This is a genomic window from Halomonas sp. KG2 (assembly GCA_030440445.1).
In the GTDB taxonomy this organism is placed as follows: Bacteria; Pseudomonadota; Gammaproteobacteria; order Pseudomonadales; family Halomonadaceae; genus Vreelandella.
In genome coordinates this window covers 2,763,521-2,777,615 of the sequence record CP098528.1, presented here as the reverse complement: position 1 = coordinate 2,777,615, position 14,095 = coordinate 2,763,521, and the positions used below count along the sequence as shown (strand labels likewise).

13 protein-coding genes are annotated in these 14,095 nt (G+C 51.5%); 7 read left to right on the top strand and 6 right to left on the bottom strand.

Translation table 11 applies throughout. The annotated features are described in order from the left end of the window. Window positions 1–112: 112 nt before the first annotated feature. A complete protein-coding gene (locus NDQ72_13045; GenBank protein WKD26993.1) occupies window positions 113–1,624 on the top strand; it encodes an amidase family protein in 1,512 nt (503 codons plus the stop codon). A gap of 53 nt (window positions 1,625–1,677) precedes the next feature. Here the strand turns inward: NDQ72_13045 and NDQ72_13040 are convergent, their stop codons facing one another. The 6 genes from NDQ72_13040 to NDQ72_13015 are packed head-to-tail and all read right to left on the bottom strand — an operon-like array spanning window position 1,678 to window position 7,544. Continuing rightward, complete coding sequence (locus NDQ72_13040) at window positions 1,678–1,959, bottom strand: amphi-Trp domain-containing protein (GenBank protein WKD26992.1); 282 nt, start codon at window positions 1,957–1,959, stop codon at window positions 1,678–1,680. Continuing rightward, on the bottom strand, window positions 1,960–3,300 hold the full coding sequence (locus tag NDQ72_13035; protein ID WKD26991.1) for a metallophosphoesterase: 1,341 nt from the start codon (window positions 3,298–3,300) through the stop codon (window positions 1,960–1,962). Window positions 3,301–3,318: 18 nt separating this feature from the next. Further along, a complete protein-coding gene (locus tag NDQ72_13030) occupies window positions 3,319–4,011 on the bottom strand; it encodes a histidine phosphatase family protein (protein WKD26990.1) in 693 nt (230 codons plus the stop codon). After that, on the bottom strand, window positions 4,011–5,126 hold the full coding sequence (locus NDQ72_13025) for an HprK-related kinase B (GenBank protein WKD26989.1): 1,116 nt from the start codon (window positions 5,124–5,126) through the stop codon (window positions 4,011–4,013). The genes NDQ72_13030 and NDQ72_13025 overlap by 1 nt, the downstream gene beginning before the upstream one ends. Then, window positions 5,123–6,025 carry a GAK system ATP-grasp enzyme gene (locus tag NDQ72_13020; protein WKD26988.1) on the bottom strand — a complete coding sequence of 301 codons (903 nt, stop codon included), beginning with the start codon at window positions 6,023–6,025 and terminating at the stop codon, window positions 5,123–5,125. Before NDQ72_13020 ends, NDQ72_13025 begins: the two co-directional genes overlap by 4 nt. Next, window positions 6,018–7,544, bottom strand: a complete 1,527-nt coding sequence (locus NDQ72_13015; protein WKD26987.1) for an aminoglycoside phosphotransferase family protein — start codon at window positions 7,542–7,544, stop codon at window positions 6,018–6,020. Before NDQ72_13015 ends, NDQ72_13020 begins: the two co-directional genes overlap by 8 nt. Before the next feature lie 176 nt (window positions 7,545–7,720). Here NDQ72_13015 and NDQ72_13010 point away from each other — a divergent pair, with 176 nt between their 5' ends. From NDQ72_13010 to NDQ72_12985, 6 genes are all read left to right on the top strand, one after another. Continuing rightward, window positions 7,721–8,986 carry a GAK system CofD-like protein gene (locus tag NDQ72_13010; GenBank protein ID WKD26986.1) on the top strand — a complete coding sequence of 422 codons (1,266 nt, stop codon included), beginning with the start codon at window positions 7,721–7,723 and terminating at the stop codon, window positions 8,984–8,986. Window positions 8,987–9,364: 378 nt separating this feature from the next. Next, on the top strand, window positions 9,365–10,117 hold the full coding sequence (locus NDQ72_13005; GenBank protein ID WKD26985.1) for a GntR family transcriptional regulator: 753 nt from the start codon (window positions 9,365–9,367) through the stop codon (window positions 10,115–10,117). Continuing rightward, window positions 10,114–11,325 carry a D-galactonate dehydratase family protein gene (locus tag NDQ72_13000; GenBank protein WKD26984.1) on the top strand — a complete coding sequence of 404 codons (1,212 nt, stop codon included), beginning with the start codon at window positions 10,114–10,116 and terminating at the stop codon, window positions 11,323–11,325. The genes NDQ72_13005 and NDQ72_13000 overlap by 4 nt, the downstream gene beginning before the upstream one ends. Window positions 11,326–11,339: 14 nt before the next feature. Further along, the gene (locus NDQ72_12995; protein WKD26983.1) at window positions 11,340–12,362 is read left to right on the top strand and encodes a Zn-dependent oxidoreductase; all 1,023 of its coding nucleotides are present in this window, start codon (window positions 11,340–11,342) and stop codon (window positions 12,360–12,362) included. A gap of 85 nt (window positions 12,363–12,447) precedes the next feature. Continuing rightward, window positions 12,448–13,416 carry a TRAP transporter substrate-binding protein gene (locus tag NDQ72_12990; protein WKD26982.1) on the top strand — a complete coding sequence of 323 codons (969 nt, stop codon included), beginning with the start codon at window positions 12,448–12,450 and terminating at the stop codon, window positions 13,414–13,416. A gap of 99 nt (window positions 13,417–13,515) precedes the next feature. Further along, the gene (locus NDQ72_12985; protein ID WKD26981.1) at window positions 13,516–14,094 is read left to right on the top strand and encodes a TRAP transporter small permease; all 579 of its coding nucleotides are present in this window, start codon (window positions 13,516–13,518) and stop codon (window positions 14,092–14,094) included. Window position 14,095 lies beyond the last annotated feature (1 nt).

Below are 14,095 nucleotides of genomic sequence, written 5' to 3'. Positions count from 1 at the left end.
AGAGTGGTTCTAAGTAACGTGCTTCAGTATGGCTAAATAGCGTGATGAAAATTGACATTAAACGACGTTGGGTGTGCGTAAAGCGTCGTTATTAATCAGTGGAGTTAATGCGATGCATCTTGAGGATTACCAAACGTTTGACGCTACTGGCCTTGCTGAGCTGATTCGCCGCCGAGAGGTAAGCCAAGCGGAGGTGTTCGATGCGGCAGTGGCTGCGATTGAAACGCTTAACCCCTCTCTTCATGCAGTGGTTCGAACACGCTTTGAAAAAGCAAAGCATGAGTGTGACCACGTGTTGGAAAACTCGGTGTTTGCGGGTGTCCCCACGCTAAGTAAAGACTTATTGATGGCACTAGCAGGCGAGCCGCTGGCGTTCGGAAGTGCATCGTTATCAGCGTGGTGCCCTAAGCAAGATTCGCTGATTATTCAGCGTGTGCGGGCGGCAGGGTTAGTGGTGGTGGGGCAAACGGCCACGCCGGAATTAGGGCTAATGGGGATTACAGAACCTAAGGCATTTCCCCATCCGCAAAACCCATGTCGAAAGGGCTATTCCCCAGGCGGCTCAAGCGGTGGTGCCGCAGCGGCGGTCGCTAGCGGAATGGTGCCTATTGCGTTGGCAGGCGATGGTGGTGGTTCTATCCGCATTCCCGCCAGTTATTGTGGTTTGTTCGGTTTTAAACCTTCTCGCGGGCGGGTGCCGTTAGCGCCTGCCCACGGTGAAGTATGGCAGGGCGCGGTGGTCGAGCATGCCATCACCCGTAGCGTGCGCGATAGTGCAGCGTTGCTAGAACAGATTAACGGCATGGCGCCTTCTGGGCCTTACCCCGTTCCGCGGGAAACGGGCTATGTGGATGCCTTGTCAGCCTCCTCTAAGCCGCTGCGCATCGCTGTGTCGCTGGGTAATTTTTTAAGTTACGGACTGGATACCCAATTAAGTACCGATGTGAAAATAGCGGTTGAGAAGGCCGCCAAGGCACTGGCCGACATGGGGCATGAGGTGGAGTGGTGTGAGCCACTGGTTGATGGCGATGCCTTGGCCGATAGTTACCTGACGCTCTACCTTGGCCATTTAGCCGCTGACCTTCAGTGGGTAAGCCAGCAAATCGGTGTGCCGGTGCATCGGTTAGCCATTGAGCCATCTACCCGCGCCGTTGGCAGGCTGGGCGCTAAGCTTTCGGCGAAAGATTACGAGCTAGCCAAGCGCTATTGGCACGAGGCTGCCGAGCAGATGAGCCAGTTTCACCAGCGTTATGACGCCCTGGTGTTGCCGGTAACCGCGGATACTGCTCCCAAAATAGGCGAGCTGTACCCCTCTGCGGCTCGCGAGCGATTAATGTCTCTGTTAGCGGTTCCTGGTGCATCAGCGCTGGCACTAAAAGCAGGGGTGTTAAAGCACCTGGCGGTGGATGCGCTCAGCCGCACCCCGTTCACGCAATTGGCGAATCTTACCGGTCAGCCTGCTATGTCGGTACCTTTCCATGTGGCGGCCAATGGATTGCCCGTTGGGGTGCAAGTGGTAGGGCGCCTGGGTGAGGATAAGCAACTGCTACAGCTGGCGGCGGATATGGAGCGGCATGGTGGTGTGCTGGCCATGAAGTGCCTTTCAAATGAATCTAATGTCTAACCCTATCCAGCGTACCTTGTGCGAAGGCCCAGGCCATCCTGTTGCTGATGAGGTTACTGTTTTCCAGCGCTGGTTTTGATTTTTGGCGGTGTATCGGAAATTTTTTTCTCTTTGGTGCGCCATTTAATCTTCACTTCCACTTCCTGTTTATCGCCTTCATCGCTTGCCCGCAGGGAAACTTGCAATAGCTGTTGAGGTGAAAGCACTAGGTCATCGCCACTTTCCTGAAAGGCTAACTCGCCTTCTTTGATGGCATTTGCCAGAGTGACCAAAAGCGCTTGGGTTGACTGACGATCCAGTAGTGAGTCGTGGCTGAACTTAGTTTTTGACTTCATTTAGTTAGCTCCCGCCAGTTTTCCTTTGTGGTTGGGTTTGAACACTTTTGCCTGGGGGTAATCGCAGCTAAGGCCTATAACACCGCGTTTTTTATCAATGAGTGTTACTCCGACACCCTGGCCATCTAGCCCTTCATTTTTTCTAGAGTGAGCATCCAGAGTGATATCGGCTTCGATATGGATGAGACCGTTTTTAAGCGTTACTCGTTGCCCAAAGTGCTGGTTGATATGACCGTGAACGAGTACTTGAATACCCGCCCGGCGAGCAACGTTGGCACCGTACGGGGTAAGGGGTAGGTCGACTTTGCGATATTTCGTTCTGAAGGTATTGGCGAGTGAGCCATAATAAAAGCTGAATAAATTTTGGCTCAACAGGTTCTTTTTGAAGGCTTGATTGGCATGCTTTACGCCATGATTAGCGAGTAGTTCGGCCATCTTGTCGTCAAGACCAGCATGCAGGAACAGAAATGAGCCACGCTTCTTTACGAGCTGCATCCGGCGAAAAAACCAGCCAAACTCGCCTGATTCTTTTAGGAACAGCGAGCGGCATTTCATGGCAGCCGCGTAGACTTGCTGGAGTGATAGGTCGACTTTTGCGCAATGTGCCTCAAAACTCTGGGCTTTGCTCTCCATCTTGCTAATTTCACGATCGATACCTTCAGGGGTAAGAAAACCTGCGGCATAGAAAGGGAAGTTCTCGAACCACGCCTCGCTTGGAAAAAGGGCTTTACGGCATGCAGCCTCAGAAGGTATCTCCCTGTCCCATTGAGTATCGGCTAAGTACTGGTCGAAGACTTCTTTGAACAGTGGAACCACTTTCTTGCCCATGCGAACAAAGAGATGCTGGCTTCCGGCATCTGTCTCGCGTTTCAGGGATAGTAGCCCCATGAGCAAGCGTAAATCATGGTTGCCGGCAAGCAGGGTGATGTTCGCGTTGAGGCGGTATAAGTGAGCTAAACTGCGTAGCATCGTCAGGTTGCTCGGCCCTTTGTCCAGGCAGTCTCCACCCACCACAATTTCCGCTTTTGTACCGAACTTTGTCAGCTCGTATTCACACGGGTGCGGTCCATCCCGCTCAATCACTCCTGCGGCAATTAATGAGGCCTCAAAAGCCTCGGCATCGGCGTGAGGGTCGGAGATAAATACGACAGGCTGCTTGGGCCAGGCAAAGCAACTTTTCCGTGAGCGCTTTAGAAAGGTGCTCAACGCATCATCATGGTTGACCGAGCTTTGGTCATTAGGCCAGGGGACCCAATCTGTCGGCAGGCGCGCCAAGATAGCATCATGATACGGTTGCTTGCTTACCTTCGGAATAAAGTCCAACGCGGTCATCGTCGCCATCTTATAAGTCGCCACCTTTTAATCGATTGGGTCTGTCAAGTGCCGGTGCTTCCAGTTTCCATACAATCGGTTCCAGCCTTCCGCCTGTTGCTCAAAAACGACGGGGTGTCCGTAAAACATACTTAACCGCTTAATATCGCTGAAGTGTATGACATTTAAATGATAGCTAGCGTGACGTATGGATGCGCCATGGCCAACAACCAGCTGTAGTCGGTTATCCGTTGCGCATCGTGATGGTGTCTTTAAAAGTGCCGTTAAGTGCGCCGCGACTCGTTCGCCTGCCTCGATCAGGGACTCAGCACCCTCGAAAGGCAGCTTGAAGTGGCTGGCTGATTTCCAGCCTTCTGGTAAGGGCGTTAGGCGAGGATCCTGGGCAACAATCCTTTCTATTTCCTTAACACTGAGGTTAGCCAGCGCTCCAACACTGCGTTCACAAAGGGCTGAGAAGCAGCGTGAGCAGGGGGGATCTGTAAAGAGTGTTGCTAGCTCTTCGCGATAGATCTCAGCTGTTTGCCAGGCTCTTAACAGTGTCGAGGAGTGTATTTCGCTATTCAGTTGGTAGCCTGACGTAGATAGCCACTCGCCGAATTGCCGAGCTTGCTGTCTAACGTCTGCTGCCCCTTTATCGGTCAGCGGATAAGGCTGTAGAGCGCTGGGTGTGTCCGCCCGTTGTGCGTACTCACCATGCCTGATTAGGGCCAGTGCCACCATCAGAGAATGCCTTTGGCTTGCAGTAGTTCAATGGCACGCTCAAAGTCTATGCTGCCGGTAAGGCGCAGCACCTGAACGCCCCGTAAGTTATCGGCATAGGTCTCGACAGATTGAGTCTGTTCGGGAGGGAAATGGCCATCCGCCTGCTGAAAAAATGCTCCTGGGCTTTTGCGTAAACCCTCAAGTGCCTCCGGCGTTTTCTCGCTATCCACACTGCTCAAGCGTGTGGGTTCCAGTGAGCTTAAGGACCAGTCAAGGAGTACCAGATTGCGTAGATTTCCGGAAATAGCTGTTTTGTTCTCGCCGTAGGCGTTGGGGATCAGCACATCATATTTTTGCTCAAGATCCCACAGCTGCCTTTTCGGCATGCGATCCAACTTGGCGCATTCCTCGCTGGTAAGCAGCGCAACCAAGCGTTCAGAGTTAAGCAGCGTGCCTGGGTTAACGCGTGGGTGTTTGGCGACACCGATAACGTTGACCTGACCCTCTTGTGGCTTAAATAAAATCCGATCGTTAGAGAGAAAGCACGCTTTTTCACTCTCCAGCGCTTTCAGCATTAACGTCGATTTACCGCCACCTGAGCTTGCGGCAATGGCGGTGGTGCTGCCATTAATGTCAAAGGCTGATGCGTGGCCCAATAGGTAGCCGTCACGCTGATGATAATTAAGAAACTGATTGTTTATAAAATTGACTACTTGAGATCGATGTTGGGTTAAATCGCCAGTCGCAACCGGGTCGGTTAACGACTGGAATAGCACCATTCCCGTACGTACTTTATGTATCCAGCGTCCTTTCGGTGTATCCACATAGGCTTCTTTTAGGCCAAGAGGACTGACTTTGTTGCGCTTAACGGGCACCCACTCAATCCCACTGGTATCAAACTGCCTATCGAGCAGGAATATCCGCTGTTCAGTGTGAGGAGGGAACGTGTGAGGGGAGAGCGAGTGAGGAGAGGAGCTTGCCGTCAAGCTGGCGTAGTACTGCTTAAGATAGTCCAGAATAGCTGGATTATCAGCCAGGACATGCAGTGTTAGTCCGTGGAACACCAACGGCAGCTCGTAGAGACAAGCAGCCTTAGCCAGCATTATTTGCTTCTCATCAAACAGATGGGTCATTCGGCGGCCTCTGCTTCAAGTTGGCTAAGGACATAATCACATAACTTTTCGCTGGCATCGATGCCACAGCCTTTTAACGCGCCGCTAAATCCGCCAAAGGCCGAAACCTCAAATACCACAGGGCCCTCATCGGTCAATGCAATATCTACGGTGGTAAAGCTTAGCGTGAAGCATGACTGGGCTTTTTGGCCAAGCTCAATCAGTTCCTGGCTTGGCTCATAGGCTTGATACTTTCCACCGCTGTGTATCGTTGTGTTCCATGCATCGCCACTGGCAACACGGGCATAGGTGCATAAATACTGGCCGCCCAGAAAGACCATGCCTAAGTCCTGACCACCTAAGTTAACGAATTTCTGTAGATAAAAAAGTCCATGTTTAGACTTAAACTTATTCAACTTTTGGGTGTTGGTCGCGACACCATCGGACGCTTTTAACACCACCATGCCTCGGGCTTTGGTCGAGTAGAGTGGTTTTAGGATTGCTGTTCCGAACACCTTGATGGCCTTTAATGCAGCCTCAATACTTTCTGTAACACGTGTTGATGGTAGAGCAATGCCGCCCGCGGCCAATGCGCCAGTGCCCTCAAGACGATTAATCAAACGCATTACCTCGCTTGGGCTACTGAAGCAGCGCACACCAGCCGCTTCAAGGCTGTAAAGCATCCGCAAACGATCATCTGCAGCAGGGGAGTACGTTTCGCTTATTTTTTTGATGATCACCCCGTCAAGCTCGTTGAGAACAATGTCTCGGTAGCGTAGCTTGCCTGTCTCTAGCTCTAGCACTACTTCAGACATATCGACGATGCAGCGGAAGCCGGTGTGCTTTTCCAAGTGATTTGCAAGAACTTCGGTTGACCACTTGCCAGGTATCCCGATAACTGCAATCCGCTTTTTAGTCATTAAAAATGTCCTCTAGGGGAAACCTGTAGTTCTCAAGTTCTTCAGGGTTCAGAAGTGTGATTGCTTCTAGCAGATAGCTCGCTCTTAGCGCGAGTCGGTTGGCAAAGCTTTTGTCATAAATAAAGCGCGTGGATGTCGCAAAGGAGCGCCCTAATGCAATGGCTAGACGCGCATCAAAACTTGTATCTTTATTGTCTTTGGCAAATCGACACGCAAATTGATATAGCTGTCGGATCAATGCCATTAACTCGGCCCGTGGGGAAACATCCATAATGGGCAGCCGATAAATGGATGCCATGAGTACTGATAAGTCCTGAACATAGTCAGAGTAAGAGGCTCGGTGCAGATCGATAAAATAGATACGGTCTTTGAATTCGTCATAAATAATGTTGTCGACGTTGAAGTCACCGTGGATCAGAACTGAAAACGGTGCCCGGATGTGCTGCTCAAGCTTTTCAACGTGATCGATCAACTGGTCAAAGCTTGGTCGAGACAGTCCACAAATTAGCTGGCCCGTACTAAGCAGGCTGGGGTGAGTGTGGCGGGTTTCCGGCATCCGTTTACGCAACTGCTGCATATACTCGGGCTGAGCAGATTCGTTGGTACGTGACGTCTTCCAGATTTTTCTCAACGTCCGCTGGAGTGTGCGGGTAAGTTGCTTGGCCGATTTCCACTGGCCGTTTAACAGCAGCGATTCAAGCGTACGGCCGGGGAGGTGTTCAATCACCATCGAACCCAGCTCATCCCCCTGCTCGACATGATGCGAGAGCACCGTGGGCGCCACCTTGGGGTAGATCCGTTTCCATTGGTCTACCCCGTAAAGCTCTTCAATTACTTTCTGACTTTCCCCCTCTTTGTAGACTGCCATCATTTTGCCAGAGGTGGCGTGCTCGGCTTTAAGGGTAGCGATGGTGCTGCCGCTGCGGGTAAGCGCCAGCCGCTCAACGGTAAAATCGTCACTCTGGGCGGTCATTACGTGAGCGGCGTTTTGCAGCTGCTTGTAGTTTTGTAAGCGTACGGCGGGGCCAAAGTTGGCGGAGAGTAGGGCGTCGGCAAGCTCCGAAAGTAGATGAATCATGCGGTGAAGTTGAAAATCCACTACGGCGTGGTTACGCATGCCCGAAGCGCCAGGCTCGAAAGCAGCGGTTAAGCGGGCGGTTATTTTGGGAATTCGGTGACCGACTTTCAGGCCTTGTCGAGTGTTTGCATCATCGACATTAATCATCACCAACTTCAATGATTTACCTATCGATCGAATCAGCTTGGCATACTCTTTACGTGACTTGTCTGGGAGCTGTTTCAGAGCATTGATAGCGGTAAACTCTTGGCAGGCCTGCCCCAGTTGGTCAAGCAATCTTGCCAAGCGCTCAAGCGACTTGGATTGTTGAAAACCTGCACCGTCGACTTTACGTCGATGTACATCAACCGCTACGGCAAGTTCAACTTTCTCCAGTAGCGTGTTCCGGTAACCCTTGCGATTAATTAGGCGTCGCGCAATAGAGCCACTTGGCTGAGTCACATAAACTTCAACTAACTCGAAGTGATTTTCGACTTCGAATCGTAGAAAATAAAAATGCTCTAGAATTGATGCGTTGATAGACTGCCTCACCGTAAAAAGTGTCAATCAAGGGGGGATTACTATAAGTAACTGTGCCATTTTTTATGTTACGTTTTCGTTACAATTCAAAGGGTTGTATGAAGAAAAATCGCTTTACTTGTGCTCATGTTAATATGCCCCGAGAGCTTTCTCAGGGGCAGGATTTGCGTCTTGCCAGATACCGTAAAACGCCGGAACTAGGGCCAAAAATACTTTTTTTCAGCGGTGGTTCGGCACTCAGGCACTTCTCTGAGGTACTGACAGACTACACTCATAATTCGATTCATCTTGTGACCCCTTTTGACTCTGGTGGCAGCTCCGCCGAATTGCGTCGAGCTTTTGCGATGCCTGCCGTTGGAGACTTGCGAGCTCGGTTACTTTCATTGGCTGACGATTCGGTGACTGGCCATCCTGACGTTGCTGCACTGTTTTCGCATCGTCTGACGGCTAATGAGCTGAAAGAAAGCGAAGAGAAGGCCGTGCTGGAGCAAAGCCTACAGGCCCTGGTGAGCGCTAAGCATCCACTGCTCAAGGCGATTGCAGAGCCTATGCGGTCGCTGATTCAGAGTTATATCACTGCGTTTTATAAACACATGCCACAGGATTTTGACCTCGCTGGGGCTAGCGTGGGGAACTTGATCTTGACCGGTGGCTACCTTATTCACAATCGCTCACTGGACCCGATTGCTTTTCTATTTGGTCAGCTCATCAAAACACGCGGCACTGTTCGCACAACAACTGACGCTGACCTTCAGCTAGAGGTGTTGTTAGAGAATGGCCAGACAATTATCGGGCAGCATTGCTTTACCGGCAAAGAAACAGCAAAAATTGATTCACCCATTAAATCGATAAAACTATCGGGGGAAGCGGATGATATCGATACTTTGGATGTCTCCAAAGTTTGTAAAGAAACTCGCTTACTCATCGACTCTGCTGAGCTGCTGGTTTTTCCACCGGGTAGTCTTTACAGCAGCATTATTGCCAATTTACTCCCCAAAGGCGTGACCAAAGCATTGGCTAAAAATCCAGCGCCGAGGGTGTATGTGCCTAGTTTGGGAACCGATCTTGAAACGTTTGGGATGACGTTGGTTGACCAGATTAGAATGCTCAATTACCACTTGTCACTCAAACCAGTGCCATTCAAGTCTATGTCATTCAAACCTCAAACGAGGTCGCCAGAACGACCCTTAATAGACTTTCTGCTGTTTGATTCGCAGTTACTGAGTGTTTCAACTGAGCAGATGGAAATCATCAGTAAGCAGATGGGTATTCAAATTATCGATACGGATCTTGCAGCAGATAACGCTGATATAGACCGTTACGATGACGTTAAGTTGGCAGAAGCCCTACTTGGTCTTACCTAATCCCTCGCTAAATCCAAAACAGTGTTGAACCCGCGTTGCTAGATGTTATTTGGAATTGCCTAAGAGGCGTTAAAAATTGATTTGCGCGCGAGTTTTATCCATCTGTTTCGTCAACGATTCCTTCCTTTTTAGGCCTTCTTCGCACGCCCCCTCGACCGTTGGTGTTTAGCTTTGAATCAGGAACTAGGTTGAGTAGTTTCTTTTTCAAACTATACAAGTGACTGATATTTAAATATCTATTGACGATCTAAGGCTGGGGGCTGACTGTTTCTGCAACCAAAGTATAAACAAATGGGGCTTTCGCTTGCCTCGCCATACTACCATACTAGTTGTATCAGATGAGGGCCGTATAGCGGTCATCGAATTTGGAGGCTCGTTATGAATACGCTTCAAGCACTGTGGGGGGAGACTCGCGAAAGCGATCCCGTTCGGCAGCGCCTTTATCAAGTATTACGTCAGTCGGTTATTCAAATGGTACTGGCACCAGGTCAGGCGCTATCGGAAAAGGAAATTGCTGACACTTTTTCGGTCAGCCGCCAGCCAGTGCGGGAAGCCTTCATTCGGCTCTCTGAGGCAGGATTGGTGGAGGTAAAACCCCAGCGCGGTACTTACGTCGTAAAGATCTCTCAACGGGCGGTGCTTGAAGCGCGCTTTGTGCGTGAGGCGGTGGAAGTCGCAGTTGTAAAGCTAGCTGCTGAAAAAGGGCTTGAGCCAGCCATATTGGTGGAGCTACATGATTTGTTAGCACGTCAGCGTCGTTGTATTGAACCTAATGATAACGATCGCTTTTATCGCCTTGATGAAGAATTCCACCGAACGCTTTCACTGGGTGTTCAGCAGTACGCGGCTTGGAAAGTCATTGAAGAAGTTCGTGCTCAGCTTGACCGAGTACGCTACCTCAGTGTGCCGCATAGCACCCCGCTGGAACGGCTTGTGAATCAGCACGCCAACATTATTGCCGCCATTGAAGCACGAGATATATCCCAAGCAGAGCAGGCGATGTCACTTCATTTACGTGAAATTTTGGTCTCGATGCCTGACTTGATTCGTCGTTTCCCTGCCATGTTTGAAGAACAAGCAGTGTTTGAAGAACAAGACTTCCCCGTGCCGAAGCAGGAGCTGACGCAATGAAGATTGAGCACGCTTATACCATCGTGACATCGCCAGGCCGCAACTTTGTCACACTGAAGATTGTCACCGATCAAGGCGAGTATGGCATTGGTGATGCCACTCTCAATGGCCGTGAAATGGCCGTGGTGGCTTATCTGGAAGAGCATGTTATTCCGATGCTGATTGGGCGAGACCCCCAGCGCATTGAGGATATCTGGCACTACCTTTATCGCGGTGCATACTGGCGGCGTGGGCCGGTCACCATGAGTGCCATTGCCGCTGTGGATATGGCGCTGTGGGACATTAAAGCAAAGCTCGCAGGCATGCCGCTGTATCAATTGCTTGGAGGCAAGAGCCGTGATCGGGTGATGGTGTATGGCCATGCAACGGGGCGTGATATTGAAGCGTGCCTGGAAGAGGTCGCCCGCCATGTGGATGAGGGCTACAAAGCGGTACGTGTGCAGGCTGGTGTGCCCGGTATTGCCAGCATTTATGGCGTCGCCAAAAAAGATGGCGAGCCTTACGAGCCTGCCGACTCTGATTTGCCCGCCGAGCACGTCTGGAGTACCAGCAAATACCTGAATCATGTGCCTAAGCTATTTGCCGCCGTGCGTGAGCGTTTCGGCGACGATCTGCATGTACTCCACGATGTTCATCACCGTCTGACGCCCATCGAAGCCGCTCGTTTAGGCAAGGAGGTTGAGCCTTACCACCTATTCTGGCTTGAAGACTGCGTACCGGCTGAGAATCAGGAAGCGTTTGGATTGATTCGTCAACACACCACCACGCCGCTGGCGGTGGGCGAAGTCTTTAACAGCTTGTTTGATGCTAAAGCACTGATTGAAAACCAGTGGATCGACTATATCCGCGCCACCTTAACTCATGCTGGTGGTATTACCCATGTGCGCCGTATCGCCGATTTGGCAGGTCTTTACCACGTGCGTACCGGTTTCCACGGACCAACGGATCTTTCGCCTGTTTGCCTGGGCGCTGCGATTCATTTTGATACCTGGGTGCCTAATTTTGGCATTCAGGAATATATGCCGCATACCAGCGCCACTGACGAGGTTTTTCCCCATGATTATCGCTTTGAGGATGGCCATTTCATCGTCGGTGAGAAGCCTGGGCACGGTGTTGATATCGATGAGCAGTTAGCCAAGCAATACCCCTATAAGCGCGCCAGCCTACCGGTGAACCGGCTAGAAGACGGCACCTTGTGGCACTGGTGAAGGAGTCCATCTCAATGAAAGCATTTCAGGTAAAGGCCCCCCATGACTATCAGGTCGCGGAAGTTGAGCCGCCCAAGGTGGCCGCTGGTGAAGCGCTGGTACGCGTAGCATTTGCCGGTATCTGCGGCTCGGATATGCACATTATCCATGGCGATAACGCCTTTGTGCGCTTTCCGCGCATTACTGGCCACGAGTTCGCTGGTGTCGTGGAAGCGGTGGGAGAAGGCGTGGCTGACGTCGCCGTCGGGGATCGGGTGTGCATTGACCCCGTTATCAGCTGCGGTGAGTGCTACCCCTGCCGTATTGGCCGTCCCAATGTGTGCAGCTCGCTGGAAGTAATCGGCGTGCATCGCGATGGTGGGTTTGAAGAGTTTGTCGCCGTGCCTGCCGCTAATGTGCACCACCTGCCTGACCATATCGGGCTAGACGCTGCTGCCTTAGTTGAGCCCTACACCATTGCGGCCAATGTGCTTGATCGGATGCAACCACACCCCGGTGATCGGCTGATGATTTTGGGCGCGGGTGTGATTGGTATGACGATTCTGCAGATGGCTTTGGCCAAGGGGATTGAAGAGGTCATCGTCACGGACGTTATCAACGAGCGATTAGCTGTCGCGAAGCAGCTTGGGGCGACGCAGGTATTCAATAGCCGAGAGCAAGATGTTGAAAAAGAAGTACTCGCGCTAACCCAGGGCGAAGGTGTGCCACTGATTGCCGATGCGGCCTGCGTGCACGCGCTGTTGCCACAAATGCTGCGCCTAGCATCGCCGGCAGGGCGCATCGGTTTACTGGGCTTTAGCGCCCAGCCCAGCGACCTTGTGCAGCTAGAAGTGATTAAGAAAGAGCTGACCTTAGTGGGGTCGCGCCTTAACAACCGTAAGTTTCCGGAGGTGCTTGAGCTAATGGCAAGCGGGCAGTTGGATCCGTTGGCGCTTGTCAGCCATCGGTTGCCGCTAAACGACATGCCTAGTGCTATCGATATGCTTGATCACCGACCAGAAGAGGCCCGTAAGGTGCTGATTGAAATCAGCGCTTGAAGGGGCTACGCCAACGCATGCCAACCCACGCGTAGTTAACCGCTGCAATTAACAACTAACAACACTCGTGTGCAGGAGAAATACAATGATCAAAAAACTGATTACCAGCGCTGTTCTGGGGGCCGCCATACTAGGCAGCCATTCTTTATTGGCAGCCGATTTCACTCTGCGTTTTGGTCATTTGGCCAATGAGCAGAACATTTGGCACCAAGCTGCCGAAAAGTTTAAACAGGAAGTGGAAGCTAACTCAGATGGGCAAATTGAGGTGCGTCTTTATCCCAGCGAGCAGCTTGGCAACGAAATGGACGTGATTAATAGCATCCAGCTGGGCACAGCGGATATGACTATTACGGGGGAGAGCTTACAGAACTGGGCGCCCAAAGCCGCCATGATGGCAGTACCGTACGCCTTTAGAGATTCCGAGCATCTCCATGCTGCCGTTAACGGCGATATCGGTGCTGAGATTGAAGCGCAAATCACTGAGCGTACTAACTTAGTCCCTCTGGCGTGGTTTGAGCGAGGCCCCCGCGAGTTGACCTCTAATCGCCCCATCCGTCATCCAGACGAGCTTGATGGGTTACGCCTTCGCGTACCTAACGTGCCGCTGTTTGTTGATACATGGCAAGCAATGGGCGCACGCCCTACGCCAATGGCGTTCAGCGAAGTGTTCACTGCGCTTCAACAAAATACCCTGGAAGGCCAAGAAAATCCGCTTAGCCTGATTGAAAGCGCCAGCTTCAATGAGGTGCAGGACTACGTCAACATGACCGGCCATGTGCGCAGCTGGATCTATGTAGTGATTGGCCGCAACCAGTTGGAGAGTATGCCCGAAGATCTGCAGCAAGTGGTTCGCGATGCTGCGCAGACCATGCAAGCGTATGAAGCTGAACTGTTTACTGAGGATCAGGCACGCCTTGAACAAGCATTACAAGATCGCGGCATGGAGCTTATCGAGGTTGATGTTGATGCCTTTGCTGAGAAAGCTCGCCCCGCCGTACTTGACGCCTTAACCCCAGAGCAGCGTGAAATCTTTGACGCTATCCAAGACTTATAAAGCCGTTCGTAGAGATTTTGTAGTGAATGACTAATGAAACTGGGCGGGTAGCACGCCCAGTTTCTACTGCAATAGCGGCTTGCCCCTGAGGATATGGTTATGAACTCGGATCACAAAGCGCTTGAACAGCAAGCGTTGGAGAGTCTGGATTCAATGTCGGCGGTGCCTAAGTTTAAAGGCTCCATTGGGCGTGTGATCGGCTGGGTGGATAAATGCTTTTTAACCTTGGCTGTCATGGCGCTGATTGCCATTGCTGCCACGGTACTGCTGCAAATATGTTCGCGGCTGTTTTTACCGTTTTCGATTGCCTGGACGGAAGAGCTTTCGCGCTACTTGTTCGTATATATGGTGGCGTTATCTGCCGGGGTGGTGCTACGCCAAAACCGCAACATCAGCGTTGAGCTTTTTCATCATCTGCTGAGCCCACGCATGAAAGCGGCTTTCCAGGTATTGATCTGCTTGTTGGTTGGCCTATTTGCCTTTCTGGTGCTGCCTTACGCTTGGCAGTATGCGCAAAACGGTACCTGGCAAACCTCACCAACGCTGCGTGTACCCATGCTGTATATCTTTTTCTCAACGGTTATCACCTTTGCGCTACTCCTGGTTTACAGCTTACTGGGATGCCTTGAGGGGATTATCGCAATGTGTCGCTCTTCTGCCTCCCTTCAGGAGTCGTAAG